Source organism: Paenibacillus sp. NPDC055715 (assembly GCF_053617595.1).
This window is the reverse complement of sequence record NZ_JBSHGA010000002.1, coordinates 286,264-312,552: the sequence shown is the minus strand read 5'-3', so window position 1 is coordinate 312,552 and position 26,289 is coordinate 286,264. Positions and strand designations below refer to the sequence as shown.

Genomic DNA, 26,289 nt, shown 5'->3' with positions numbered 1-26,289 from the left:
TACAGCTACGATTAGCCCACGAGCTTGGAAAAATCGGCAAAACGCTTCAGCTCTGTATCAATGGCGGCCAGCAATGCCAAACGGTTATTACGGATCGCATGGTCCTCAGCCATAACCATTACGGAATCAAAGAACGCTGTCACCGCAGGAGTAATGGACGAGGCAAGTGCTAAAGCTCGCGTGGCATCGCCTTCCTGCAATGCTGTATGATAAGATTCATAAACGCCGTACCATGCTTCATAGAGCGCTTTTTCACCCTGTTCCGTAAATTCACCCGTATTCACTGATGCATGAACAGCTTTTGCAGCCAAATTGCCTACACGGTTAAACGACTCTACCGTTGCCTTAAAGGGATCTCCCGTTTGTACCGCATTCATCAGAGCAGCTCCGCGATTAACGACAGAAGCAACATCATCAAATCCAGCAGCAAGCACAGCGTCTACGACGTCATAACGAAGCGTCTCGGACAACAGTTTTTTCACACGCAAACCGAAAAATTCATGTAATTCTTTACGAATTTCATCGGCAGAACGTTTCATATTTCCAAGGTTGTCGTGCACGTCAAGCGCAATATTGAACACATCAGACAAAGTTGCCGAAAAATTACGATCCAACAAAATCTGCACAATACCCGCGGCCTGGCGACGAAGCGCATAAGGGTCCTGAGAGCCTGTCGGAATAATACCGATGGAGAAGCAGCCGGTGATGGTGTCAATTTTATCAGCGATGCTGACAATAGCCCCTGCGTTCGTAGAAGGAACCGTTTCTCCGGCAAAACGCGGCTGATAATGCTCAAATACCGCTCTCGCCACTTCTTCCTTCTCTCCAGCCTTACGAGCATAGTCCTCACCCATAACACCTTGCAGTTCCGGAAACTCATATACCATTTGCGTTACCAAGTCGAATTTACAAATATCCGCCGCCCGGCTAACCGACTCCTGTGTATCCGGGGAAACCCGCAGCTTCTCAGCCAAAGCATCGGCAATGCGGCGAATCCGCCGTACCTTGTCTCCAACCGTACCCAATTCCTCGTGGAAAACGATACTTTCCAGCTTAGAGAGCGCATCCTTGATTTCCAGTCTCTGATCTTCCTCATAAAAGAATTTGGCATCAGATAGCCGTGCGCGCAATACTTTTTCGTTCCCTTTGGCGATGACATCCAGCGATTGACTTCCACCGTTACGTACTGTAACAAAGTATGGCTGCAGCTCTCCCGCGCGATCCAGCACTGGGAAATAGCGTTGATGCTCACGCATGGAAGTAATCAGCACATCCTTCGGAATGTTGAGGAACGAAGGATCAAAACCTCCGAACAGTACCGTCGGCGTTTCGACCAGATACAGCACTTCTTCCAGCAGATCATCCTTAATCGAGATCGTCCAGTCTTTTTCGGCTGCCAATGCTTCAATCTGCTTCACGATAATGGACTGGCGCTCCGCAATATCCACAATGACATGCTGTTTACGAAGCGTCTCAACATAGTCTGCCGGACTTTCTACAATAGTATCCTGCCCGAGAAAACGATGTCCTCTTGTCACATTTCCGGATTGAACCCCGGCAATTTCCAGGTTAACAATATCGTTGCCAAACAAGGCGATCAACCAGCGGATTGGACGAACAAACTTAAAGTCATAGTTGGCCCAACGCATAAATTTAGGGAAGGTCATGGCATGCAAAATGTGCAATAAGCCTTCGGACAGCACTTCCGCTGTCGGTACACCTATACTGCTCTTGGTTGCGTAAATATACTCCACGCCTCCAAGCTCCTTGAATGTAAACTGTTCCGGATCAACACCTTGACTACGGGCAAAGCCGAGAGCAGCCTTGCTCCAATTGCCAGCTTCGTCAAGTGCGATTTTGCGGGAAGGACCTTTGACTTCTTCGTTGATATCTTCCTGCTTTTCGGCTACTTCCTTAACCAGCACCGCCAGACGACGAGGGGTAGCATAAGCTTCTACATCACCATGAGCAATACGTGAGATGTGCAGCCACGCAGTCATACGCTCCTTCAACTGCTGAATCGCAGCAGGGATAAAACGGGCGGGCACTTCTTCCAAACCGATTTCAAACAGCAAATCCTTAGACATGTGCCGCACCTCCTTTCTTCAACAGCGGAAAGCCGAGCTTCTCGCGTTCCTCCAGATAAGTTGCAGCCACCTGACGGGCCAAATTCCGCACACGCATAATAAATCCGGTCCGTTCCGTTACACTGATTGCGCCGCGGGCATCCAGCAAGTTGAACGCATGAGAGCATTTCAGCACATAATCGTAGGCTGGAAATACAAGGTGCTGCGCCATGGCTTTATTCGCTTCTTCTTCATACATATTAAAAAGGGTGAAAAGCATTTTGACATCAGAAACTTCAAACGTATATTTAGAATGCTCAAATTCAGGTTGGTGGAAAACATCACCGTACGTGATGCCATTAACCCACTCGAGATCGAACACGTTCTCCTTTTCCTGGATGTAGGAGGCAAGACGCTCCATACCATACGTAATTTCAACCGCAACCGGACTGGCATCGATACCGCCCACTTGCTGAAAATACGTGAATTGGGTAATTTCCATACCATCCAGCCATACTTCCCAACCTAATCCCCATGCTCCCAGCGTTGGTGCTTCCCAATTGTCTTCAACGAAGCGAATATCATGCTCCAGAGGATTAATACCAAGGCGGCTCAAGCTCTCCAAATACAACTCCTGAATGTTATCAGGGGATGGCTTCAAAACAACCTGAAACTGGTGATGCTGATACAGACGATTTGGGTTCTCTCCATACCGTCCATCTGCGGGGCGGCGGGACGGCTCGACATAAGCTACGTTCCACGGCTCAGGTCCAATCGAACGTAAATACGTCATCGGGTTCATTGTGCCTGCCCCTTTTTCCGTGTCATACGGCTGTACAATAATACAGTTGTGCTCAGCCCAAAATTGTTGCAGTGTCAAAATCATCTGCTGAAAATTCATGGTACATACTTCCCTTCCAAATTACCTTAAATGGTGGTGATCATTCTTCGTAAATCCTCTATGTACAGGGCCGCCAACTTCCAACAAGTCTCGCCAGAGACAGCAAAAAACCCCCGCCTCTACGCCTGTACAGACGTAGGGACGAGAGCTGACTCCCGCGGTTCCACCCTACTTGATTGCAGTCCTTCATCACCAGCCAGACTGTAATCCTCTTTTCCGTGTCCAATCAGATGCTCCCGAGTGCCTTGTTCACGAAGACTTCCCACCGGGCTTACACCATCCCCGACTCGCTTACTCTAGAGAATAAACTTCGCTACTTTCTCGTTCAATGCCTCTGCTCCCAAAGGAGATATATAATAGAATGTTACACGTTTTCAGCAGCACAGTCAAGGGAGCAAGAGGTTTCACATATCATACTTGTCGAGCTGGTCCAGAAAATTACGGGATTTCAGCTTGACTTCCAGATGCATGTCCATGAACTGGCGCATGACATGTTTGATTTCCAGCTTGGTTGAGTCCTTCACATCAATGTTGCCGAGCCGGTTTAAATCCATTCTCGCGAACAAACGTAACAGCTTCAACGTACGCGGTGTGACACTTAATGCAGACGGATCAAAATGCTTATAGCCTCGACACAAAATTCCGCCCAGCCTCGGACTGATAAACATATCTTCATCAGCACACTGTTGTCCGCTGGAAATACAGGCATCAAGCTGGGGAGCATATCCGGCCGCCTGCAATATTTTAAATTCATAAATGCTCATGACGATCAGTGGATCTTTGCCGCTCTCCAGCGCTTCCAGACATGCTTTAAGCTGCTTAAACCAGAAAGTGCCCGTTTCTTCATCATGTAGTACCCGGTCGAGCAATTCACAGGCATATGAGGCGTAAGCGGCCTTGGTAATATCCTCGCGCAGTGTATGGTGGGATTGGATAATTTCACCGGCATTCAACGTGCCTAAGCCGGTATTTCGAAAAAAAACAAATTCACCATACGTAAACGGCTGCGTTAAAGCGGCATGACGGCTTTTGGGCTTCTTGGCTCCTCTGACCAGCACGCCTGTCTTACCGCCGCTTTCGGTGCAAAGCGTAATAATTTTGTTCCCCTCACCGTAATCCATGCTGCGGATGACGATTCCTTCCAACCTGTAAAGCATGCCTCTTCCCCCAAACATTCGCGAAGAAGCCAGTGACTCGCGCTATTCACAGACTTCTTCATGCTCGTCCGACCCTCCCTCATCCGGGTCTTGCTCCCTTGTCACGGCGCTCTCCCTGTATAACAGATACGCACCGACATCCCCAGTCATCGCAAAATACTTCCACGAAAAGTCTCGCAATCGTATTCATCCTTTCTTCGGAAATGACGTTTGCATCTCAAACTTAGGATGATGCGAAGAGGGGGGAAGTATGCGATGAAATAAATGGATTGCGTTAAAAAAAGTGTGTTGCTGTATGCGGTGCTGAGACGCTTCGCTACAGCGTGCATACAGTTATACAGCCTTTTTAAAAGCACTCTTTATTTCATGGTGCGAAAATGAGGATATGGGAAGAGCAAGAGTTAAGCGCCGAAAAGACGGGACACTTAGAATTACCCAAGACAAAGAAACTTTACTTCCTGCCTGTGGTAGTGAATGGGTAGTCGGAACGGCTTTTATGTTGCTTAATGACTAAGCATATAGTTCTAACTAATTTAACGCTCAATTTTAAGGTCCCTTAGGGAACTAAAGTGTGAATATAACATGCTTTTTAAGCGTCGCGGTGAAAGCCGAGGTCACGCAGTACACGATCCTGATTACGCCAGTCTTTTTTGACCTTTACCCACAGTTCCAGAAAAATTTTAGAGCCTAGCAGGTTTTGGATATCTATACGTGCCTGTTTGCCCACTTCCTTGAGCATAGCTCCCTGCTTACCGATAATAATTCCCTTCTGAGAATCCCGCTCTACAAAGATGACAGCAGAAATGTGAACCACACCATTATCTTGAACTTTCATATCCTCGATCATAACCGCAATGGAGTGAGGAATTTCTTCGCGTGTCATATGCAAGATCTTTTCCCGAACCAGCTCGGCAATGACAAACTGCTCCGGATGATCGGTAATTTGGTCATCCGGGTAATATTGTGGACCCTCAGGCAAGTATTTCTGTACCTGCTCCAGCAGACGGTTCACATTGTTGCCCATTTTAGCCGAGATCGGCACGATTTCTGCAAAGTCGCACAGCTTGCGGTACTGCTCAATCAGGGGCAGCAGTGCTTCCGGCTCAATGCGGTCAATTTTATTTAAAACAAGGATAACTGGCGTTTTCACCTGTTTCAGCTGTTCGGCAATAAAACGGTCGCCTCCGCCTAATCCTTCAGCGGCATCAATAAGAAAAAGTACAGCTTCAACTTCGCCCAACGTATTAAAGGCCGTCTGATTCATGTAGTCGCCCAGTTTAGACTGGCGCTTATGAATGCCCGGTGTATCCAGAAATACAATTTGCGTGTCCTCTGTAGTGAATACTCCGTGTATTTTGTTACGTGTGGTTTGGGGCTTGTCCGACATAATGGCGATTTTCTGGCCGATGACATGGTTCATCAGAGTTGATTTCCCTACATTGGGTCTGCCAACAATCGCAACAAAGCCTGATTTAAAGTGTTTCTTAGCCATTTCGTTTCCTCCAACACTATTAAGTGCCTATTTTTTGATTTTTGGATTAGGTTTTACTTTAGTATATGATTACAAAAATGTGTTTTTTCCATTAAAAAAGCTGACTAATCAAGGTCAACAACGGCCTGTAAAACACAAATATACCAATAATTACAGCAAAAACCGCTGCCAGGAGCACGGCTCCGGCGGCGGTGTCTTTAGCCGCTTTGGCCAGCGGATGGATATCAGGCGAGATTAAATCTATCGCCGCTTCAACAGCGGTATTGATCAGCTCGGCTACAATCACCATGGCAATCGCCATGAAGATGAATAACCAATCGAGCCGGGAGATGCGCAGGCTTAAGCCTGCTGCGATGACGAGAAACGCCATAACCACATGTATCCGCATATTTATTTGCGTGCGCAGAGCATAAAGCATACCTTCTGCGGCATAACGAAAGGTCATTCTCCAAGCCTGACGTCTCATTATCGTGTCAACCCTACTTGAGTCAGCACCGCTTCTTGCTTGCCCATCATTTCAGCTTCACTGGCATCATCCTGATGATCATAACCCAGCAAATGCAGGAAGCCGTGAACAAACAAAAAGCCGATTTCACGCTCAATGGAATGACCGTACTCCTCACTTTGAGCCTGAGCTGTCTGCACGGAAATAATTATATCTCCCAGCACATCCGGCACATCGTCCAGCGGTCCTTCGTCATCCGGCTCATAGATGATTTCAAGCTCTTCATCCAGTGTTTCCTTCATGGCAAATGACAGTACATCAGTTGGACGATCGATTCCGCGATAATCCCTGTTTAATTCATGAATTTGCTCATCATTAACGAAGGTGAGAGCCACCTCACCGTCCGTCACCCCTTCCACCTTGCCTGCTTCCTCCAATAGAGTGTTCAGCAAACCAATCAAGGATTCATGGATTACCATATCGTTTTGTTCATTATTCCAAGCTAATTGAAGGCTCATGCCAACCGCTCCTTTTAATTCTAATGCTTCACCGCACTTCATGCACAAGCCTACTACGTTAAGCTTTCCCATTCTCGGGCTTTGCTCTTTCTTCTGGGTACTCAATACGGGAATGGAAAGTCCCCATTACGGTTTCTTTAAGAGTTTGAGCCACAATATCAAGCTCCCGCATCGTCAGCTCACAATCGTTAAACTGGTGATCATCCAGACGATTTTTAATAATTTTTTCAATCATCGACTCTACCTGATCCACCGTTGGTTTCCGAAGGGAACGGACGGCTGCTTCCACACTATCAGCAATCCCGACTACAGCAGCCTCCTTGGACTGGGCTTTTGGCCCAGGATAGCGAAAATCATCCTCGGTAAAGTTCGGCTCTACGCCCTGTTCTTCCGCCTGACGCAGGGCCTTATGATAAAAATAGTGCAGAAATGTCGTTCCGTGATGCTGCTCGGCAATATCACGAATCGGCTTGGGCAGCTTGTAATCCAATTGCATTTCCACACCGTCACGGGCATGAGCAATAATGATGGACTTACTCAGCTTCGGCTCTATCGTATCATGCGGATTGTCCATACCATTCTGATTTTCAATGAAGTACGAAGGCCGCTTTGTTTTACCGATGTCATGATAATACGAACCGACTCGGCACAACAAGCCGTTAGCACCTATAGCCTCCGCTGCTGCCTCTGACAGATTACCTACCATTACGCTGTGGTGGTACGTACCCGGTGTCTCTGTAAGCAGCTTTCGCAGTAGCGGATGATTCGGGTTAGACAGCTCAACCAGCTTCAGCGCTGACAAAATGCCAAAGGCAGACTCAAAAAATGGCATTAGCCCAATAACAAGTATCGCTGTAATCAAACCGCCTGCAAAAGCAAAAGCTACCGCATAGAGCGTCGTTGTTTGAGTCCAGTTGCCTTGGTCGATCAGCGCCAGAGTAAAGACCGACACGGCGCCGAACAAGCATACCATAATCGCTCCCTTGAACAGCGTTGAACGCTGACTGGCTCGATGCGTCGAGAAAATCGCCGCAAGACAAACCACAAGGGCAAAAAATCCGAAGTTAAAATCAAAAATTTGTCCTTGTCGGACATTCAAAATGACACTTGCCAATATACTGAATATAACGGCACAAACGAAGGCCAGCGACATATCGAGTAACAGCGTTACGAGCATGGCTCCAAGCGCGATAGGCGCCAGATAGCCAAGATAAGACCGTTCACTGTGCTGCAATATGGCGGTTAACATCATCGCGCCCACCGTGATCACAAAAATCAACACCAGCATAAGCAGCTGTGCATTATTGTACTTAAAACGGCGTGTTCGTGATTGGAACTGGCGAATATACATAAACAGGCCCAAGGCCAGCATCGCAGACAACATCAACAGGCCAAATTGCGGCCAATAGTTGATCTTGTCCTTTAGCAGCTCGTTCTCATCCAGTAAAGTGTAGATTTCCTGGGTAATAATCTCGCCTTTCCTGACGAGTACTTCACCCTGTTTGATGTAGACTGTCGGTGTATCTTCACGAGCCTGTACCCTGGCGTCTTTCGTAGCTGTATCATCATAAAACTTGTTGGCCGTAATCACAAGCCTTGCAAGCTCCTGAACGACTTCACGAGAGGTGCGCTTGGTAAGCGTACTCGTACTGACCCGCTCGGCCACCTTGGCCCGGGCAGTTTGTGCATCTGTAATCTGATCGTTCATCAATCCGGTTACGATTTCACGGGCTACTGGTCGCATCTCGGCAATATCCTCGGACGTGAGACGCGGAATTTTGATGAAGGTTTCCTCCGGAATCCGATATGTTTGCTCTTTTGTTTTTTGCAGCACTTCGTCCAACAGCTTTTCCGGGTAGGCATCCGCGTTACGGCTATTGCTCACAAAATTTTGCACAAATTCCCGCGCACGTTGAGGAATCTCGTCTTTGTAAATGGAAATTTTATCGGATCTGGAAACCTGATCGTCCTGATTGAGCCGTTCAATTCGGTCCAGAATACCCGTAATCAAGTTATCGTTGCGAATCGGTACAATCGTATACATGGGCTGTACCCGTTCGGCAGACTCTTCCTGGGCCTTTAACGTCGCTTTGCTGTTGGGAAGCTGCATCGGAGCAACAATTTCCTTTTCACTCGGCTGATTTACCCGAATGTCATAGCGCTCGGGAAGCAGCTTGGACGCAAGACCTACGTAAAAAAGAAGCACTAAAAATAAAAACAGAAGATAGCGTGTCGCCACGCTATACTTCCATCCACTCATTCTATGCTGGAACGTTTCTCCATTAGACAATTCCTTCGAGGTCATCTGAAACAATCCCTCTCCATCATCTTTTTCAAGACAGCTACGCTGCTATTTTCATACTTCTGATAGCTCCACTTCCGTGATATGAAGGCTTATCCCTGATTTTCGGCAACCTGGTCGTAAGCCACGATGATTTTCTGAACCAGGGAATGACGGACAACGTCCTCTTGTGCAAAATGTACGAAGCCTATTTCCTCAATTCCCTGTAAAATCGCATTCGCTTCAATCAGACCGGATTTTTTGCCACGAGGCAAATCTATTTGCGTAACATCGCCGGTGATGACCATTTTGGAGCCAAAACCCAGTCGGGTCAAAAACATTTTCATTTGCTCCGGCGTGGTGTTTTGCGCTTCATCCAAAATAATGAACGAATCATCCAGCGTCCGTCCCCGCATATAGGCCAGCGGCGCGATTTCAATCAACCCGCGCTCCAGTGCCTTTGCTGTCTGCTCCGGTCCCATAACATCGTACAACGCATCATACAACGGGCGCAGATACGGATCAACCTTTTCCTGCAAATCCCCTGGCAAAAAGCCCAGATTCTCGCCTGCTTCCACCGCAGGACGGGTTAATACAATACGCTTGACCGAACCTTCCTTCAGGGCAGCTACGGCCAGCACCACGGCCAAATACGTTTTACCCGTACCCGCCGGGCCAATTCCAAATACGATATCGCGTTTTTTTATCGTGGTTACATAGTGCTTTTGTCCAATCGTTTTGACACGGATCGGCTTGCCCCGGAAGGTAGTCGTGATTTCTCCCTTGAACAGATCAAGCAATTGATCGGCGCGTAAATCCTTTGCCAACTCAATCGCATAATGGACGTCTCTTTCGGTCAGGATATATCCATTACGAATTAACTGGAGTAGTACTTCGAATAATTGTTCGAGCACTTCCACCTCATGAGCGTTGCCAAAAATATGGATTTCCGCCTCACGGGAATCCATTTTTGCGGGAACAGCCGCTTCAATCAATTTTAAAAAGGAATCCTGCGGGCCGAACAGCGCCTGTCCTTCTCCCGCATTGTTCAATGCAATTTGTATGCTGCGTTGTTGTTCTGCCAAATAGCCTCATTCTCCTTGGTTATGAACTAGCGGAAGTTCTTCCGCAATATTCTGTTCCACTTCAAAAAGCACTTTCATATAAACTTTACCATTCTCTCTCTTCTCATGCAAAATTTTTTGGCTCATTATTTTCGTTCCTTTGCCGTATTTGGCTAAAATATCAGCTCGCGCCCCTTCTATTCCCCTATTTTGAGCTTCTGCTTCCGTAAGCTTATCCTCATGTATCTTTGTCTCTCTCACGCTTTCAGTCATCCAACCGACTGGAAGACGGAAGGAGCGCCACGTCAGCGGGTCATGATCAACTGTGGTTTTATGCGCGGAATAAGGGATTTTTCCATACCCCCATAACTGCACCGCATGGTTGCCCAGCACCAGATACAGGCGGTCGTGACTGTTTCCAGTATATGTGCTGCTGCGTCGCACCGTCGGACTGCTGATTTCGTACTCATGCCACACGAGGCCCTTAATCTCCCCCTTGGCTACAACCTGCTGCTGATTCTCCTCATCCCCGAGCGTTCCCGAGATAAGAATGGCTCCTTTTTTGACATGTGTATTTTTATGCACGACAGGACGACCCTGCTCGGCAAAAATTTCAGTGACTACCGCATCTGCGTTGCTGATGAGGTGACGTGGACTGTAGAGCGGCGGAGGGGTAGGCTGTGAGGCTTCAACGACCTGAATCGTCACTGAGGTGCCCTGCTTCTCCACACCGATCCAGGATGCCTCAGGGAGCTTCTGCATGAGCGCACGTGAAAGCTTGTCCTGACTGGAAACACGGAAGCTCCATTGAAACGGATACAGCCCCTCCTGACGGGCAGCTTTGATTACAGCTTCCGTTGAGAGCTTGTCATTCCCCTTTACTTCAACGTCCCAGATGAGCGAGGACATCAGGAACAGGCCTACCCAGAATACAGCCAGTCCAACCAAAAAAAATTTGCGTTTGGCAAGCCGCGCAACGGTAAAGGGAATTCCCTGTCGCTTCAAAATATGTATTTTGCAGCCTGTTCTTCTCAGAAGCGGACGCAGCAGGAAGACGTGCGACAGCAGAAGGTCCATTTCTGCATGTCTTATGCTCATCGGCCGCACGTTCCAAACAGGTATTTGATGCTTAGTGAGCAGATTAATGAAAGCTTCCACGCTCTCGCCCTTGACGCTAAGGGTAACCGTGCCACGCAGCTTTGTTAAAGCGGGATGTTTCATGAGCCTTCCTCCGTTCCTTCCAATTGGATATCCGTAATGTATCCTTCCACACTTACCTGCTCAGGCACAATAGACGTAATGACAAGCCCATGCCCCGTCACCCGCAACCTGCCTTGCGCAAGCGCAAGTACAAGCCGATCCGGCGTGAAGTCCACGACGCCCCGGTGATTCTCCACATAAAGCTGGCGGCTGCCAATAAGAGTTAACCTCGGCAGGTCAAATAGAATGTCCTGCGGAAGTTCCAGCGTCTCACTGGCCCACTTTCGCAGTTTGCGGCTCATCCGGCTCATACGACGGAATCTCCTTTCCTGTCATGAAAACAATTGGTATCCAACGGTTAATGGTTGTTTTCATGGTAGCTACGCTGCTGGTTTTCCCTCTTGTGTCGATGCCATCCAACGACTAATAATTGTTTTTATGGCAGCTACGCTGCTTTTTTATAAATTGCCGATGCCGCTTAGATATGGGCGTCGTTACAGCAGCACCACAGATATCTGTACTGTACACTTTATGATCCAGCCTTCATATTTATGAAACGAAACTCACAATTCATAGCAGCCCTTATTTTGCATAGCAAGAGCCTTGATACTTGCAAAATGCACAAAAAAAGACAACTCCGATCGAAACGAGATTGCCTTTTCCTGATTTTATAAAGTCATTCTGTTATTTTTCGGAATCATGATTCAAAAGAGAGTTTTTTCTGGAGTATAAAAAGTAAACAGCCAAACCAATGACCAGCCAAATAATAAAGCGAATAAATGTCTGACCATTCAAACTAAGAATGAGTACACCACACGAAATGATGGCCAGGATCGGAATATACGGAACCCCAGGACATCGGAAGGCCCTTGGCAGATTGGGTTGTGTTTTTCTCATAACTATGACGGCGACCGAAATCAGAATAAATGCTGACAGAGTTCCGATGTTCACCAAACTTGCCAACTCATCCAGCGGGATCAGCCCGCCCGTTAATGCAGATAAAGTACCAAAAAACAACGTGTTAATATAAGGCGTTTTATATTTAGGATGAACCTTTGATAATACTTTGGGTACCAAGCCATCACGTGACATGGCAAACATGATGCGGGTTAGACCATAGAGCATAACCAGCATAACCGTTGTCATCCCTAAAATGGCCCCTATATCCACAATCCCCGCAACCCAGTTCTGACCCGCAACCTTCAAGACAAGTGACACCGGGTGAGAAATGCCTTCAAAATCCATAAACGGCACAATACCTGTCATAATCCCGCTAACAATGACATACAAAAGCGTACATATAATGAGTGAAAAAATAATGCCACGCGGTAAATCCCGAGCCGGATTTTTGGTTTCTTCTGCGGCAGATGAAACGGCATCAAAGCCGATAAAAGCAAAGAACACCAGTGCTGCGGCTCCAAGCACTCCACTGAACCCAAATGGCAAAAACGGTGTCCAATGATCTGGCTTCACATATTTAAAAGCAACGATGATAAATAATAAAATCACAATAATTTTTACAATAACCATAATATTATTAATTCGTTTGGATTTTCGGATTCCAAAATAAAGCAATAACGTAATACCCATCAAAATCAGAAAAGCCGGAAGATTAAAATAGGTGGGCTGGTCCTTTAAAGCGCCTGGTGCAGCAGTTAATTCGAACGGGATATGAACACCAATTCCATTCAGGAATGACACAAAGTACCCCGACCAGCCTGCGGAAACCGCACTGGCAGTCATCATGTATTCCAAAATTAAATCCCATCCAATCATAAAGGCCAGTAGCTCCCCCATCGTGGCATATGTAAAAGTGTAGACAGAACCGGACACTGGAACGGTGGATGCAAATTCTGCATAAGCCAGTGCTGCAAATAAACAGGCAAGCCCCGCAATCACAAAAGAAATAGTCAGACCCGGACCAGCCGTGACCGCTCCCGTTCCTGTCAATACAAAAATTCCCGTTCCGATAATAGCTCCAATGCCAAGCATGGTTAAATCAAAGGCACCCAGCTCTTTTTTAAGTGCTTTTTCACCCCGTGTTGCAGCAAGCAGCTGATCAATACTCTTTTTTCTAAACAAGCTATTATTCATTCATCCCGTCCCCCTAAAAAATGTAATATATATTTTTATACCTGGGTCACCTCATCTCTGAATTTCGTTTATTCTCTCTAAATTTGGAGTAAACTTTAACAAGCATCTATCTTTGAGAATATTATATATAAAAACAAAAAAATGAAAACCCTTTCGGAGAGCTTCATTTATATTTTTACATTTGATCATTTTACCTCTATATATTTTCAAAAATTCATTCTTAAAATAGACAGAATGACGGAATTTCAGCTTACAAAAGACGTAAAAAACCTTGCTACTTCAGGATTTATCACATCTTATGTCAGGTTATAAGAGGATCTGCCGCTAAACTGATTTCTATTCTGAACTAGCCTATGTATTAGCAAAAAAAATAGTCCGCACCAACTAAAACCGGGGCGGACTAAACCATTCATACAAACTGCTCAAATAAAACGATACCAACTCATGTCTTTTTAACGTCTTCCTCCACCCATATAACGCTTGGAACGCGGAGGGCCCAATATTTCTGCCCAAATCACACCTCTGCGCAGGTCAGCCGCAGTTACTGTACTACGCTCCTGCGAAGCTCCCTCAGGGGCATCTGTAATCTCTCCCGACTCCCTTGCATTGGATATGCGATCAAGACGGGCTAAAACCGATCTACGCTCTTCTTCCATGGCCCGGATTCGGTCCTCCAGAGTCGAACCGTTATCCAAGGAATCCTGATTTGTCTGCTGCTCTGTTTCCGTCCAATCATTCATTTGTTCTTCCATGCGGCGAGCTTCCATAATTACACGCCGTTCATCAGGAAACTGACGCTGCAATTCTCCAGCAGTATCCTGCCTTTGCGGCTGGCGCCGTTCCTGTCTGTGTTCCATGGAGGAAGGTCCGGATGGTGACGCAGGGCCGCGAGAACCGTGGTCGCCACCAAACGTAGGCATACCCTTTCCCGGCGGCGCTTTTCTCTCTGTGCTTTTCATGCTTTTGCCCAAAAAAGACACCAACGCAAAGCCGATCACAATCAGGATATACAAATGCTCAAAAATCCAGCTGATAAAGTTCATAACTCACCGCCTTGCTGCCTTAATTCAACGACTATATCCCGATGTTAATCCCGGTTTTTGTTGTCATTTCCCGAGTTTTCATTCGGCTTACCCAAGGAACCGCGCATTTGCGTATCTGCCTCAATATTTTTCAAATTCATATAGTCCATAACGCCAAGTTTTCCACCACGCAGTGCCTCAGCCATTGCCAGCGGCACTTCGGATTCGGATTCCACTACGCGCGCTCTCATCTCTACGACACGTGCCTTCATTTCCTGCTCCTGGGCCACGGCCATTGCACGCCGTTCTTCCGCTTTCGCCTGCGCAATCCGTTTATCGGCTTCCGCCTGCTCGGTTTGCAGGAAGGCACCAATATTTTTACCTACATCAACGTCCGCAATATCAATGGACAAGATTTCAAACGCCGTTCCGGCATCCAGACCTTTGGACAGCACCGTTCTCGAAATGGAATCCGGGTTCTCCAGTACGTCCTTATGCGAATTACTGGAGCCGACAGTCGTAACGATACCTTCGCCGACCCGCGCAATAATCGTTTCTTCTCCGGCACCCCCGACGAGTCGATCAATGTTGGCACGCACTGTAACACGAGCCTTAACCTTTACTTCGATACCATCCTTGGCTACCGCAGCGACAGTAGGTGTCTCGATGACACGCGGATTAACGCTCATTTGGACCGCTTGCAGAACATCCCGACCCGCAAGGTCAATCGCAGCTGCGCGTTCAAATTCGAGCGGAATGTTGGCCCGCTGCGCAGCAATCAGCGCATTGATCACTCGGTCTACATTACCACCCGCCAGAAAATGACTTTCCAGCTGGTTGATGTTCAAGCCCAGACCAGCCTTGGTTGCCTTAATCAGCGGATTCACAATCCGGCTTGGCGTTACACGCCGTAACCGCATAGCCACCAACGTTATGATGCCAATCCGCACCCCCGAAGCCAATGCTGAAATCCACAGCATCACCGGAAAAAAACTGAAAAATACGCTTAACACAATAATCGCTACAACGGCAATCAGCAAAACGCCGACAATACCCGATTCGAACACTCGTATCATCCCCCATTAATCTAATTTTTCGTTTGTTTGCGTGTTTCAGACGCTGATGTCTATTTTGACCACAATGCGTCCGCCTTCTACTTTGGATACTATAATGGGCATATCCGTAGCGATAAACTCGCCGTTCGTCACGACGTCCACACGTTCGTCTGCGATAAGCACAGTTCCTGCTGGACGAAGCGGTGTCAGACTCACACCTCGCTGTCCCAATAGCACTTCCCGGTTCACAGCCGAAGAAAAACCTTGGTCAGCCGTCAAACTTTCTTTAAGTATAAAACGGTTCCATATTCCCCGATCCTTGAAAGCAATCGCAATGATCGCCACCACAGCAACGGCAGCAGCAAAGGCTATACCCAATGATATAAAAGCATGCTGCATGTTGTAGGCCGCGCGAACAACTCCAGCGACAAGACTGATGGAACCTAAAATACCCAGAATACCAAAGCTTGGAATGAACATTTCAAGTATAAGCAAAGCCAGACCGATGATAAACAACAGCCATGTCTCGGAACCTGCAAAGCCAGCAATATAATTGCCGAAAAAGTACAAACCAAATCCGAGCGCACCTAAAATTCCCGGCACTCCAAAGCCCGGTACGAGTAGTTCAATGACAACCCCCGCGATACCGATAAACAAAAGCAAGGTCTGCACAATCGGGTTGGTCAATATCTCCGCTGCTTTTTCAGCCCATGTCCGTTCCACGTGAAATACATCATCCGTGCTATAGCCCCTCCACTGGATAACTTCTTGTTCCGAAGAGGCGATGTGATCCGCATAACCCAGCTTAAGCGCTTCCTCGCTGGTTAAAGAAATGATCTGACCTTTTTCTTTATTAAAGTTCAGCTCCGGTATAGCTACAGAAATTTGGGAGTCTACCATACCTCTCGCAATATCCGGGTTACGTCCGCTGGATTCTGCGGCAGATGCCATGCTGCTCTTCCACCAAGCCACCGTTTTCGGGTCGGTGATAGCTTGCCCGCTACCGTCCACCAGCGCTGCTGCTCCAATAATGCTACCCGGTTTCATAACAATTTTGTTTGCGCTTAACGCAATATAGCTCCCCGCAGAAGCCGCTTCGCCTCTCACATAGGCTACGGTCGGAATCGTGCTGTCTTTAACCAGCTTGCCCAGCTTTTCCGCTGTGTCTACTCGTCCGCCTGGCGTATTAATATCCAGCACAATGAGGCCTGCTTTGGACTCCGCTGCTTCTGCAAAGCCGCGTTCCATAAAGCTGCTCAGTCCCTGTTCAATTTCCTGATCCACCGGTATAACAAACACAGCGCCGCCTTTCACAGCGGCCGCCGCTGATCCCGAATGGAATAATGGCAACAACAAAACAGATATCATGATCCACAGGGTCCAAAAGATCATTTTGCGGCTGGAGTGGTGGTGTTCTCTATGCATTACTCTCCCCCCTTTCGATCTTACTATGTTATAGCATATCAAATTTTGTCAGGCAAACCATACAGTTTTCAGGATTTATTGTGAAATTCTTGAGTATATTGCTAATCCTGATGACTATCATGTACTTTACGCACCCGATGGACATCACGTTTCAAATGATTATAGATATGACAAACGCGGCAGATACAGAAATAACACCCTCTGTAAACAGAGGGTGTTGCGCTTTCCTGTTTGTCGCAGGTTTATTGCAGAAATTGCTGAACCGCTTGGTTCACGAGCTTGCCGTCAGCGCGGCCTTTTACCTTAGGCATCAAGGCCGTCATTACTTTCCCCATCTCGGCTTTCGAAGAAGCACCGGTTTCCTGGATGGTCTGCTGTACAATAACTTTAATTTCTTCTTCAGAAAGTTGTTCGGGAAGGTACTGAGCGATGATCTCTATTTCTGCTTTAGTGCTTGTCGCAAGGTCATCACGACTGGCTTTTTCAAACTCATGGAGGGCATCTTTTCGCTGTTTGATCTCACGACTCAGAATATCAAGCACTTCGTTGTCGTCCAAATCCCGTTTCAAATCTATTTCAAGATTTTTAATCGTAGAACGAACCATTCGAATGGTGGAGAGTTTGAACTTGTCCTTACTCTTCATTGCTTGCTTCATATCTTCGTTCAATCGTTCGCTCAAATTCATGATTGCTTAGATCCTCCTAGAACTTTCTCTTACGAGCAGCCTCGGACTTTTTCTTGCGCTTTACGCTTGGCTTTTCATAATGCTTGCGTTTCTTCACCTCAGCCAATACGCCATCCTTAGCAATGGAACGTTTAAAGCGACGAAGTGCAGCATCAATTGTCTCGTTTTTGCGAACTTTAGTTTCAGACACCAGTTTTCCCTCCCTCCGACCAGACCGTCCAAGAGCAATAACACGGTTCATCAAATTTTATTATAGGTGAAACGGAAACCGGGTGTCAACCTAATAAGAAAAAATGAATAAATAAAGGTACCATTTTTATCCATTCACGCCGCATTACTGAAAGACAGGCGCTGTCATTTTTAAGAATGTGAGTCCCAAATACCCGTCAAGGCACCCAATGGGGCACCGCCTAACAGATGATAATGCAGATGTCCAACCTCTTGTCCGCTATCCCGACCGCAGTTGTTAATCAACCGGTAACCGGATTCAGCGATACCCAGTTTTTTTGCCACCTCAACCGCAACACGATGAATCTCCGCAATCAAGGGCAGATCCTCCTCCGTCACAGCATTCATTGAAGGAATGTATTTCTTCGGAATAATGAGCACGTGTACTGGCGCCGCAGGCTGGATGTCATGAAATGCGAGCACATTGTCCGTTTCCAGCACTTTTTTACTAGGGATGGTTCCATCCACAATTTTCAAAAACAGATCGTCCATTCAAAACCCTCCTTTGGCAGTGAGCCGATCAACAAGTTCGAAAGTGCAGAACCTATGCTCTCGGCATTCAAAGTTATGTATTTCCCACAACCGAATTGAACAAATACAGTTATGGTTTGTTATACCTATGTTTCTATATTATCATAACGGAAAAAGGGGCTTAATACCAGTTCCCTCTTCCCACTTCTTCTATAATGGCTTTTACCCCTTCATCCATTTGATCCGGCTGAGCACGCGAAATACTGATGCGTAAAAACTTTTCGTGTTCCTTATAATCGGATAAGTAAAATCCTTTACCGGATACCACCTGCACCTTCCTTGCGGCAAGACGCTGCACCAAACGCTCCATGTTCACCGTCCGGGGCAGCTTCAACTGCATATACACCCCCGAGCTTACAGCCGACACTTCAATCACCCCGTCCTGATTGTATCGCTCCACTGCCTGGTTTAAAATGTGAATGCGTTCCGCATACAGGCTGCATATCGTGTGCTTGTGGCGTTCATACATTCCATTTTTAATATAAATATCGAGTGCGGCCTGTGATAAAATAGAGGTGTCGACGTATCTTTTATATGCGCTGGGCGTCTTTAACAGGATTTCCGGCAAAACCGCCACGCCTAAGCGCAAGCCTGGGAAAATGATTTTCGAGAAACTTTTCAAATAAATAACATGTTCTGTCTGATCGTACGCATATATGGGATCAAACAGGTGATCAATCCCCAAATCAGCCATGTAATCATCCTCCACGATGTACACATCGTATTTGGCAGCTAATGCAGCTATAGCCTTGCGTTCCTCTGTGTTGTATGAGGTCCCCAGGGGATTATGATATCTTGACATGGTGTAAAAAAACTTGATGCTCCCGTTCTTAAATTGATGCTCCAATTCCTGCAAATCCATACCTGCCGCTGTTCGGGCGATGGTGCTGACGGGTATGCTCTCTCCCTCCAAAAAACGCAAATAAATATCGTAGCTCGGCTGCTCCACCAAAACCGTCTTTTTGCCGTTCGGAAACGGCATTTTAGCGAGAATTTCCAGTGCCTGCTGAACACCAGAAGTGACGATAATCCGCTCCATTTTTGCAAACACCTGATTATCCGCCAAGTGAGAAACGAGCGTATGACGCAATGTCTCCAGCCCTTGCGAATCTCCGTAGGTGAACAGATGATATTTGTACGTATCAATGGCCTGATTCAGACAGTGCTGAAAGTCCAGATACGGAAATACGTTTAGATCCGGGGAGGCCGAAGCAAAATCAATCGAGGCCTGAATATGACCTTGGCTATGGCTATGACGTAAACCGCCGGAGTTCTCTACCACATAATATCCGCTTTGCGGAATGGAATAGATGGCGTGCTTCTTTTCAAGTTCGGCATATGCCCGCAAAATCGTGCTTTTGCTGCACTCGTACAACTCTGAAGCATCTCGGATAGAAGGCAGCTTCTGACCGGAACTGTATCGCCCCTCACGAATTTTAAGCTCTATATCGGATAGAATCGAAATATATTTTTTCACAATGATCCTCCTGCCTGCTTATTTCACTTCTCTACTTCTTTATACGGTTGATGTTAACATGCTTTAAGTGTAGCAGGATGCCCCATTTTGTAAATTGTACCGGTACAGTTACGATAATTTGATATTCCGCAGGCTCTTCCATTGTTGTACCTTTAGTTCATCGGAGAGGACGTTCGCAAACACGGTCCCGAAGCATGAAAGAGAGGTTGACATCTTATGGACACCCAAACAAGAGGATTAAAACTGGCTTATTTCTTTGCGGTGCTGAATGCTGCAATTATTGGATTTTCGTTTTTATTTACTAAAATGGCGTTAGTGTATGCTCATCCCATCGATACGCTGACCTATCGGTTTGCAGCTTCTTTTATAGTCCTGTCGATTCCGGTGGCCTTGGAGTGGATCAAGCTGTCTTATCGGGGCAAACCGATATTTAAAGTACTGCTGCTGGCTCTAATGTACCCGTTGGGATTTTTCACCCTACAAGCATTTGGATTACAGCACGCAACTTCCGCCGAGGGAGGTATTATGTATGCCTTCACACCCGTTGTAACGATGATCATTGCTTCCCTATTTTTAAAAGAAACAACGACCCTTTTACAGAAGCTGTCGATCTTTTTATCTGTTTTCGGCGTTGTGTTCATCTTTATCATGAAGGGAAGCAGCTTTAACTTGTCCAATTTGGGCGGGCTCTCCATGCTCTTCCTGACTTGTGTTGCTTTTGCCGGATACAGCGTTTTGGCACGCTCTCTTTCAAAATATTTTAGTCCGGCGGAAATCAGTTATTTTATGATGGGTATCGGATTTGTTACATTTCTGGCCATATCGCTCACTAACCATATTCAAGATGGGACACTGGGCCTGTTTGTAGCCTTGTCCAGCAACGGCACCTTCGTACTGTCCATTATATATCTTGGCGTGGTGGCCTCGCTTATCACTTCACTGACTGCAAATTATGCTTTGTCGAAAATAGAAGCGTCAAAAATGAGCGTATTTACCAATCTGTCGACCATCGTGTCTATCGCAGCCGGGGCTTTGTTTATTGGAGAAAAGATCACAGTGTATCATCTGACTGGCTCCCTACTGATTATAGCCGGGGTGATCGGAACCAATTATTGGGTCCGCAAAAAGACTGTACCGCTTCGTGCAGACACGCTTAAGACGTAGTCGCTTCATAGAGAAGTGAGTTGGAAAAGAATGATTGTCGAGATAGCAAGAGCATATTATGAGGTAGGTCGCATGTTGAGATTAGATTTGGCATCACACAGGTAAATAAGAGGCTGCTTCTTCTCACCGGAAGAAGCAGCCTTAAGTATATCATGATGTATGAATGCTTCAGTAAGCCGATTGTGCTGTAGCTGTACATCTAGAAAGGGGGCTAGAAGCGGTTATATGAGGACTGAGGGGAGGCATATTATAGCGTTTAAAGAGATAAGGGTTTAATAATAAGGCAGCAGGCTGATCGCGGTCAGTGCAGCAAGCGGCAGAATCAGACGGTTAAAGCGCCGACGTCTATACGGGAAACCATATCCATATGACGGGTAGGATGCAAAACCGCCATAGGCACGGGAACCACAGCCGCAATTGTTAGGTGGATAGGGGAGATTTACGTTCTCCGCTTCGCCCATGGGAACTGCCAAATATATTTTTTCATCATCCACATGCTCCACAATTCCGTCATACATCGTTCCATCCTTCACCCATACGCATACGTAGCGGTGCATATGCTGTTGACATAACGTTTTGGCATCCGTTTTTTCCGGCGCTATCCCTTTTTCGTTCGTCATGCTTTTTTCCATGGTTGTTTCCTCCTAGGCTCTTGCATGTATACCGTATGTTATTCAAAAATGGGCTATGTGCTACATCAAATTGGGCGAATTTCGGCTTGTAAACAAAAAAAGAAGCACCCCGGAGGCTCTTGGTAGAGCCCCTCTGAACGGACGTATGACGAGAAGTTTCCTTCCGCAGCATACGTCCGCCGGGGTGCTGTATGTTTAACTTGTCGGCTTATCTGTATTATAACAATACTTTGAAACTGTATATGTGATTTGTATCACATTGCCTCAAAATGTTTCCATAACCACGCGGGAGCCGCCTCCGGCCTGCTCTGCGGGAAGAACGACCAGCTTGCGTGGCAGACGAGCCCGCAGCTCGGGCACATGGCTGATCACGCCGACTGACAGTTGATCGTGATGCAGTTTTTCCAGCGAGGTGATGACTGTGTCCAGCAGTTCAGGGTCCAACGTTCCAAAGCCTTCATCCAGAAAGAAAAATTGCAGCGGGTATTGGCCGCGCAATTGAATCTGGGCCGACAGCGCGAGCGCAAGCGACAAGGAGGTCAGGAACGTCTCGCCGCCGGACAAGGTCAATACCGGACGCTTGACTCCGCCGTTGGCATCGTCACTAATGACAAAGCCACCGCTGGAGTCTACCTCTAGCGCATAACGCTGCTTGGTCAGAAAACGTAAACGGCGTGAAGCCGACTGACTGACTTGCATTAACTGTTCCTCGGCAATGTATTCGACGAAGGCGTTGCCCCGGAAAACGGACTGGAGCTTGGACATCTTTTCTGCCTCGCTGCGCAAATGAGCGCGATTGGACTCCAGCTCCATCCAGCGGACATGCCGATGCTGCAAATCCTCCAAATCACGTTCAGCCTTGGCACGATTCTGGAGTGCCTCTTCGTCGCGTGCACGGCAATCACGCAGCTGCGCGGCGGCCGATTCCCACTGTTCCTCTGTCACTGTTGCTCCATCCAGCTGTTCTTCCACATGTTTTAAACGGGAGGACAGCTCTTTTTCACGTTCCCGATGCAGGCTCACTTCACGTTCATAACGTGCGAATTCATCGGGCCCGAGACAGCATTCCACGACCTCTGCTTCCGTAGCAAAAGGGGAGGCTTCCAGACGACTACTCCAGCGGGACTCCGATACCTGCCGTCTTTCTTCTGCCGAATCGGATGCCTGTCGGGCAATCAGCGAAGCATGAACGGCTTGCTGCTTGCGTTCCTCCGCTTCAGCGCGGCGGCGTGCGGCGGCTTCGGCTCCGTTTCTCAGTCCCCGAAGGCGTGAGTTCGCTCCCTCCAGCAAGGAAGCCGCATGGTCTTCTCCAACCCACTTGCGGAGCTGCACTATTTTTTCACGCAACGTTTCATCTTTGTTTTGGAGGCCGGTACGACGGGCAATAATGATTTTGTCTTCCTCGATGATGCTCTGCTGGATCTGCTGAACACGTGCCGCCTTCTCTTCGAGGAAAGTCACGCTCGTCTCTAGCCGGGACCGCAGCTCTTCCGCGCGCGCGTCGCGCTCCTGCATGGCGCGGTAGCGCTCCGCGGCTTCGCCCGGTGCGACGTCCGGCAGCTGCGCCGCCCATTCGACGCGCAATGCCCCGCTGCGCGTGGTGCATGCCTCGCGCTTGCTCCGCGCCTGCGTTAGCGCTGCGACAGCCGCCTCTTGCTCGGCGGCTGCGCGAATACGCCGCTGCTGTCCGGCGGTGTCCGCCTCGCGCAACGCGTGCGCCTCCGCAGGCAGCGCACGCGCATAGGCGGCCAGCTCGGCGGCCGTCCGCTCCAGCGCCGCGCAGTGCTCCGCCCAAGCGGCGACACCGCGCGGCGGCGCGGCGCTAGGCGCGGCCAGCTCGCCCGTGGCGGCCGCGCCGCTGGCGTCTGCGGCGGGCTGCTGCGCCAGCAGGCTGCGCTGCTCGTGCAGCTGCTGGCGCAACGTAAGGCGCAGCTCCTGCAAGCCTAGTCGCAGGCGGTGCAGCTCGTCCGGCGCGGCGGCATCCGCGGCGTGGGTCGTGGCGGCGGCGGGCGCAGGGTGGTGCAGCGAGCCGCACACCGCGCACGGCTCGCCCTCGCGCAGCTCGGCGGCGAGGTGCTGCGCAAGGCGGCCCAGCTCTTCGGCGCGCAGCTCATGGCGAAGCCGCTCTTCCTCGGCAGCCAGCGCGGACACATCGGCGGTAATCTCTGCCTCCAGCGTGAGCAGCGCCTCGATGCCCTCAGCCGCCTGCGCGGCAAGGGCGGAACGCCGTCCCTCTGCCTCAAGTGTCTCCTGCTCCGTCAGCTTCAGACGTTCGTCAGCCTGGGCAAGCCGTTGCTCCTGCGTGACACACTCCTGCTCTGCTTCGCGTAGCTGCTCATCCGCCGTCTCCAGCTGTTGCAGTCGTTGCACAGCCTCTTGAAGCATTCGTCGTTCATCTGCACGCACTTCATTTTGCTTCAAATCCTGTTGAAGCTCCTGCTGCCGCTTCGATCCACGTGCCTGTAGCTCCTGTTCCTTGGCGAGTCCTTCGGCATATGTAGCAAGGGTTTGCTCACTCTGCGCAAGCTCTGCTGCCAGATAGTCCCGTTCTGTCCGCAACGCTTCCGTGTCACGTTCCAGTTGCAGCGCCTGCTCCAACTGGTCGATTCGAAGCAACAGCTTCGGTTCCTCCGCACTCAGAGCTTGCCGGGCCTGTTCATCGGCTTGCACAGACACAACCGCATCCTCCTGCGCCGATGTTGCCTGCACCGTTGCTTCTTCTGCTGCCTTCCGGCGCTTATCCGCTTCGGCAGCGGCTTCCTTCCAATCGGTCAGCGCAGGCAGCAAAGCCTCGGCTGCGGAGGCCAGATGGAGCTTGCGCTCCAGCGAAGCAATGTTTGGCTCCAATGCCGCCAGTTGTTCCAGCTCATTCGCCCGGCGGCTGCGCTCCATGACCAGCTCACGAATTTTGTTCAGCGCCTCCGTCTCGCGCGACACCCGTTCCAGCTCACGGCGCGAAGCCTCTGCATGGGCAACTGCTTCTTTGAGACGCTGCTCTGCCTGTTCAAGCGCTTCGGCGCCTGCATCGCCCAGACCTTGCTGCTCCGCTTCCAGCGCTTTCAATGCAGCGTCATTGTCCTTCACACGGCGGCTCAGCTTTTGCGCAAGTTGATCTCCATATTTTTCCAAATGAAATAAACGCTGTAGCATCTGTCTGCGTTCACTGCCCTTTAATGATAAAAATTCGGCAAACTTCCCCTGTGGCAATACGACAGCACGTGTGAAGTCGTCCATTTTCAGGCCGATATACTCCTCCACACAACGGGTCACATCCTGCACCTTGTCAGCAAGCACTTCCTCGCGGTCCTCTGTGAACGCAATAAAACGACTAAGCGTATTATTCACCGATACGCCTCCAGCCCGTTTGAATCGGCGCTCCACACGATAGCGACGAGGCCCTTGGGCTGACATCAATTCGAATGTAAACGCAACGGACAGCGTATCCTCGGCATGATTCATAATGCCCTGTGTTCCATTCACCGCCCTCTCCACCTTGCCGTACATAGCCAACGTAATCGCATCCAGCAATGTCGATTTACCACTGCCTGTCGGGCCAAAGATCCCGAATAGTCCGGTTTCAGTCAACTCGTCAAAATGGATTTCCTGCGACTCCCGGTAGCTTTGCAACCCCGCCAATTTCAGAAGAATCGGTTTCATACATCATCCTCCTCGGCTTGGTCCCTTGCATCATCCTGTTCCACTAACTCCAAAAATAGCTGGACCAGTTCGTCATCCGGCTGTGCGCCGCCCGATTGCCGTTGATAAAAAGCCCGAAACAGTTCGTGAACCGGCAGCTCTGAGCGCTGATGTTCGAGCTGTGCCGCCGCCATTTCAGGATACATCGGGCGGATATGAATGATGCCTTCACGGCTTTTACGCAGCCGCTGAATATCTCCCAGAGACATCGCTTCATCCAGCGTAATTTCCAGGTCAATAAAGGCGTCCGTATCCAGTCCTTCGTCCAGCCAGCGATACACCTCCTCCAGACCTCCCCGTGCGCGCCATTTCACTAAAGGCCGTCCGCTCGTAATATACAGCTCCTCGACCTGTGCGGGCTTGCCTGCAACCACGTCAATGAGCGTGACCGATTTGGCCTGCCCTGCTTCGGAAAAGCTATAAGCCAGCGGAGATCCGCTATAGCGCATCAGCCCGTCACCCTTCACATATTGGGGACGGTGCAAATGCCCCAAAGCCGTATATTGCGCCCCGATGCTTAGCGCAGACGGGTCTACTGTATAGGCTCCTCCGACCTGAATCGGACGCTCCGAATCGGACTCCAGCCCGCCAAGTACATAAATGTGGCTCATGGACAGATTAACGGTATCAGGCCGAAACGCCGTACCGAGCTGTGCCATCAGCATCCCCACACGACGACTGTAAGCCTCTCGCAGCACCGTTTCGTCTCCGTCCTCGGACAACAATTCGTTCAGACGGGACTCCGAAGGATAAGGCAAAGCTGCGATACATGCCATTTCTCCTGTACGCGGTGTATGAATCCGTACAGGTTCACCGCTGGGCAGCCCCAGTAACGTAATTCCGCGCTGACTCACCAGCGGCGTAACCGAGGATACCCGTTCCGGCTGATCATGATTACCCGCAATAACAACCAACGGTCTTCCTCCAGCCGTTAAACGGGCAGACGTTTCATAAAATAACTGCTCGGCGGCGGCTGGAGGATTGACCGAGTCGTACACGTCTCCAGCCATCATAATCAGGTCCGCCTGCTGATCTTCAGCCATTTTTGCTAATTCTTCCAGGAACGCCTCCTGCTCCTTCAAACGGCTGCGCCCTTCCAGCGTTCTCCCCAAATGCCAATCTCCCGTATGCAAAATCCGCATGCTGTTCCTCCTC

24 protein-coding genes are annotated in these 26,289 nt (G+C 48.9%); 1 reads left to right on the top strand and 23 read right to left on the bottom strand.

Going from position 1 to position 26,289, the window contains the following annotated elements:
• Positions 1–11 precede the first annotated feature (11 nt).
• The 20 genes from glyS to ACWGOO_RS05705 form a co-directional block, all read right to left on the bottom strand.
• Positions 12–2,087, bottom strand: coding sequence for a glycine--tRNA ligase subunit beta (gene glyS / locus ACWGOO_RS05800; RefSeq protein WP_452481841.1), 2,076 nt, complete (start codon positions 2,085–2,087; stop codon positions 12–14).
• On the bottom strand, positions 2,080–2,967 hold the full coding sequence (glyQ, locus tag ACWGOO_RS05795) for a glycine--tRNA ligase subunit alpha (protein WP_452481840.1): 888 nt from the start codon (positions 2,965–2,967) through the stop codon (positions 2,080–2,082). Before glyQ ends, glyS begins: the two co-directional genes overlap by 8 nt.
• Positions 2,968–3,086: 119 nt before the next feature.
• Positions 3,087–3,233, bottom strand: coding sequence for a hypothetical protein (locus tag ACWGOO_RS05790; protein WP_452481839.1), 147 nt, complete (start codon positions 3,231–3,233; stop codon positions 3,087–3,089).
• Between the two features lie 138 nt (positions 3,234–3,371).
• Positions 3,372–4,124, bottom strand: a complete 753-nt coding sequence (recO, locus tag ACWGOO_RS05785) for a DNA repair protein RecO (RefSeq protein ID WP_452481838.1) — start codon at positions 4,122–4,124, stop codon at positions 3,372–3,374.
• Positions 4,125–4,166: 42 nt separating this feature from the next.
• Entirely contained in the window at positions 4,167–4,304 is a 138-nt protein-coding gene (locus ACWGOO_RS05780) for a YqzL family protein (protein ID WP_452481837.1), read from the bottom strand.
• Between the two features lie 409 nt (positions 4,305–4,713).
• Complete coding sequence (era, locus tag ACWGOO_RS05775; protein WP_452481836.1) at positions 4,714–5,616, bottom strand: GTPase Era; 903 nt, start codon at positions 5,614–5,616, stop codon at positions 4,714–4,716.
• A gap of 91 nt (positions 5,617–5,707) precedes the next feature.
• Positions 5,708–6,082 (bottom strand): diacylglycerol kinase family protein, encoded by a 375-nt coding sequence (locus ACWGOO_RS05770; protein ID WP_452481835.1) that lies wholly within the window; start codon positions 6,080–6,082, stop codon positions 5,708–5,710.
• Positions 6,082–6,579 (bottom strand): rRNA maturation RNase YbeY, encoded by a 498-nt coding sequence (gene ybeY / locus ACWGOO_RS05765; protein ID WP_452481834.1) that lies wholly within the window; start codon positions 6,577–6,579, stop codon positions 6,082–6,084. The genes ACWGOO_RS05770 and ybeY overlap by 1 nt, the downstream gene beginning before the upstream one ends.
• 58 nt (positions 6,580–6,637) lie before the next feature.
• The gene (locus tag ACWGOO_RS05760) at positions 6,638–8,884 is read right to left on the bottom strand and encodes an HD family phosphohydrolase (protein WP_452481833.1); all 2,247 of its coding nucleotides are present in this window, start codon (positions 8,882–8,884) and stop codon (positions 6,638–6,640) included.
• Positions 8,885–8,973: 89 nt separating this feature from the next.
• Complete coding sequence (locus ACWGOO_RS05755; protein WP_452481832.1) at positions 8,974–9,945, bottom strand: PhoH family protein; 972 nt, start codon at positions 9,943–9,945, stop codon at positions 8,974–8,976.
• Positions 9,946–9,951: 6 nt separating this feature from the next.
• Entirely contained in the window at positions 9,952–11,145 is a 1,194-nt protein-coding gene (yqfD, locus tag ACWGOO_RS05750; RefSeq protein ID WP_452481831.1) for a sporulation protein YqfD, read from the bottom strand.
• The gene (gene yqfC / locus ACWGOO_RS05745) at positions 11,142–11,435 is read right to left on the bottom strand and encodes a sporulation protein YqfC (RefSeq protein ID WP_452481830.1); all 294 of its coding nucleotides are present in this window, start codon (positions 11,433–11,435) and stop codon (positions 11,142–11,144) included. Before yqfC ends, yqfD begins: the two co-directional genes overlap by 4 nt.
• A gap of 373 nt (positions 11,436–11,808) precedes the next feature.
• Positions 11,809–13,218, bottom strand: a complete 1,410-nt coding sequence (locus ACWGOO_RS05740; RefSeq protein WP_452481829.1) for an amino acid permease — start codon at positions 13,216–13,218, stop codon at positions 11,809–11,811.
• 452 nt (positions 13,219–13,670) lie between these two features.
• Complete coding sequence (locus ACWGOO_RS05735; RefSeq protein WP_452481828.1) at positions 13,671–14,261, bottom strand: hypothetical protein; 591 nt, start codon at positions 14,259–14,261, stop codon at positions 13,671–13,673.
• Positions 14,262–14,305: 44 nt separating this feature from the next.
• A complete protein-coding gene (gene floA, locus ACWGOO_RS05730) occupies positions 14,306–15,307 on the bottom strand; it encodes a flotillin-like protein FloA (RefSeq protein WP_452482042.1) in 1,002 nt (333 codons plus the stop codon).
• A gap of 45 nt (positions 15,308–15,352) precedes the next feature.
• Positions 15,353–16,720, bottom strand: coding sequence for an NfeD family protein (locus ACWGOO_RS05725; RefSeq protein ID WP_452481827.1), 1,368 nt, complete (start codon positions 16,718–16,720; stop codon positions 15,353–15,355).
• Between the two features lie 242 nt (positions 16,721–16,962).
• The gene (locus ACWGOO_RS05720; protein WP_452481826.1) at positions 16,963–17,406 is read right to left on the bottom strand and encodes a GatB/YqeY domain-containing protein; all 444 of its coding nucleotides are present in this window, start codon (positions 17,404–17,406) and stop codon (positions 16,963–16,965) included.
• 16 nt (positions 17,407–17,422) lie between these two features.
• Complete coding sequence (rpsU, locus tag ACWGOO_RS05715; RefSeq protein WP_005547957.1) at positions 17,423–17,596, bottom strand: 30S ribosomal protein S21; 174 nt, start codon at positions 17,594–17,596, stop codon at positions 17,423–17,425.
• Positions 17,597–17,766: 170 nt separating this feature from the next.
• A complete protein-coding gene (locus ACWGOO_RS05710) occupies positions 17,767–18,126 on the bottom strand; it encodes a histidine triad nucleotide-binding protein (protein WP_452481825.1) in 360 nt (119 codons plus the stop codon).
• Positions 18,127–18,286: 160 nt separating this feature from the next.
• Positions 18,287–19,642: an aminotransferase-like domain-containing protein gene (locus tag ACWGOO_RS05705; RefSeq protein ID WP_452481824.1), complete on the bottom strand. Its 1,356-nt coding sequence runs from the start codon at positions 19,640–19,642 to the stop codon at positions 18,287–18,289.
• A 216-nt stretch (positions 19,643–19,858) separates the two neighbouring features.
• Between ACWGOO_RS05705 and ACWGOO_RS05700 the strand changes: the two genes are divergently transcribed.
• Positions 19,859–20,806: a DMT family transporter gene (locus ACWGOO_RS05700; RefSeq protein ID WP_452481823.1), complete on the top strand. Its 948-nt coding sequence runs from the start codon at positions 19,859–19,861 to the stop codon at positions 20,804–20,806.
• A 272-nt stretch (positions 20,807–21,078) separates the two neighbouring features.
• Here ACWGOO_RS05700 and ACWGOO_RS05695 read toward each other — a convergent pair whose 3' ends face one another.
• From ACWGOO_RS05695 to ACWGOO_RS05685, 3 genes are all read right to left on the bottom strand, one after another.
• Positions 21,079–21,438, bottom strand: coding sequence for a hypothetical protein (locus tag ACWGOO_RS05695; protein WP_452481822.1), 360 nt, complete (start codon positions 21,436–21,438; stop codon positions 21,079–21,081).
• 264 nt (positions 21,439–21,702) lie between these two features.
• Positions 21,703–25,095 (bottom strand): AAA family ATPase, encoded by a 3,393-nt coding sequence (locus tag ACWGOO_RS05690; protein WP_452481821.1) that lies wholly within the window; start codon positions 25,093–25,095, stop codon positions 21,703–21,705.
• Positions 25,092–26,276 (bottom strand): exonuclease SbcCD subunit D, encoded by a 1,185-nt coding sequence (locus ACWGOO_RS05685; protein ID WP_452481820.1) that lies wholly within the window; start codon positions 26,274–26,276, stop codon positions 25,092–25,094. Before ACWGOO_RS05685 ends, ACWGOO_RS05690 begins: the two co-directional genes overlap by 4 nt.
• Positions 26,277–26,289: the final 13 nt, after the last annotated feature.

Coding starts and splice junctions, on each gene's coding strand:
- glyS (WP_452481841.1), bottom strand. CDS start 2,087: ATGTCTAAGGATTTGCTGTTTGAAATCGGTTTGGAAGAAGTGCCCGCC.
- glyQ (WP_452481840.1), bottom strand. CDS start 2,967: ATGAATTTTCAGCAGATGATTTTGACACTGCAACAATTTTGGGCTGAG.
- recO (WP_452481838.1), bottom strand. CDS start 4,124: ATGCTTTACAGGTTGGAAGGAATCGTCATCCGCAGCATGGATTACGGT.
- era (WP_452481836.1), bottom strand. CDS start 5,616: ATGGCTAAGAAACACTTTAAATCAGGCTTTGTTGCGATTGTTGGCAGA.
- ACWGOO_RS05770 (WP_452481835.1), bottom strand. CDS start 6,082: ATGAGACGTCAGGCTTGGAGAATGACCTTTCGTTATGCCGCAGAAGGT.
- ybeY (WP_452481834.1), bottom strand. CDS start 6,579: ATGAGCCTTCAATTAGCTTGGAATAATGAACAAAACGATATGGTAATC.
- ACWGOO_RS05760 (WP_452481833.1), bottom strand. CDS start 8,884: ATGACCTCGAAGGAATTGTCTAATGGAGAAACGTTCCAGCATAGAATG.
- yqfD (WP_452481831.1), bottom strand. CDS start 11,145: ATGAAACATCCCGCTTTAACAAAGCTGCGTGGCACGGTTACCCTTAGC.
- yqfC (WP_452481830.1), bottom strand. CDS start 11,435: ATGAGCCGGATGAGCCGCAAACTGCGAAAGTGGGCCAGTGAGACGCTG.
- ACWGOO_RS05740 (WP_452481829.1), bottom strand. CDS start 13,218: ATGAATAATAGCTTGTTTAGAAAAAAGAGTATTGATCAGCTGCTTGCT.
- ACWGOO_RS05735 (WP_452481828.1), bottom strand. CDS start 14,261: ATGAACTTTATCAGCTGGATTTTTGAGCATTTGTATATCCTGATTGTG.
- ACWGOO_RS05725 (WP_452481827.1), bottom strand. CDS start 16,720: ATGCATAGAGAACACCACCACTCCAGCCGCAAAATGATCTTTTGGACC.
- ACWGOO_RS05720 (WP_452481826.1), bottom strand. CDS start 17,406: ATGAATTTGAGCGAACGATTGAACGAAGATATGAAGCAAGCAATGAAG.
- ACWGOO_RS05710 (WP_452481825.1), bottom strand. CDS start 18,126: ATGGACGATCTGTTTTTGAAAATTGTGGATGGAACCATCCCTAGTAAA.
- ACWGOO_RS05700 (WP_452481823.1), top strand. CDS start 19,859: ATGGACACCCAAACAAGAGGATTAAAACTGGCTTATTTCTTTGCGGTG.
- ACWGOO_RS05695 (WP_452481822.1), bottom strand. CDS start 21,438: ATGGAAAAAAGCATGACGAACGAAAAAGGGATAGCGCCGGAAAAAACG.
- ACWGOO_RS05690 (WP_452481821.1), bottom strand. CDS start 25,095: ATGAAACCGATTCTTCTGAAATTGGCGGGGTTGCAAAGCTACCGGGAG.
- ACWGOO_RS05685 (WP_452481820.1), bottom strand. CDS start 26,276: ATGCGGATTTTGCATACGGGAGATTGGCATTTGGGGAGAACGCTGGAA.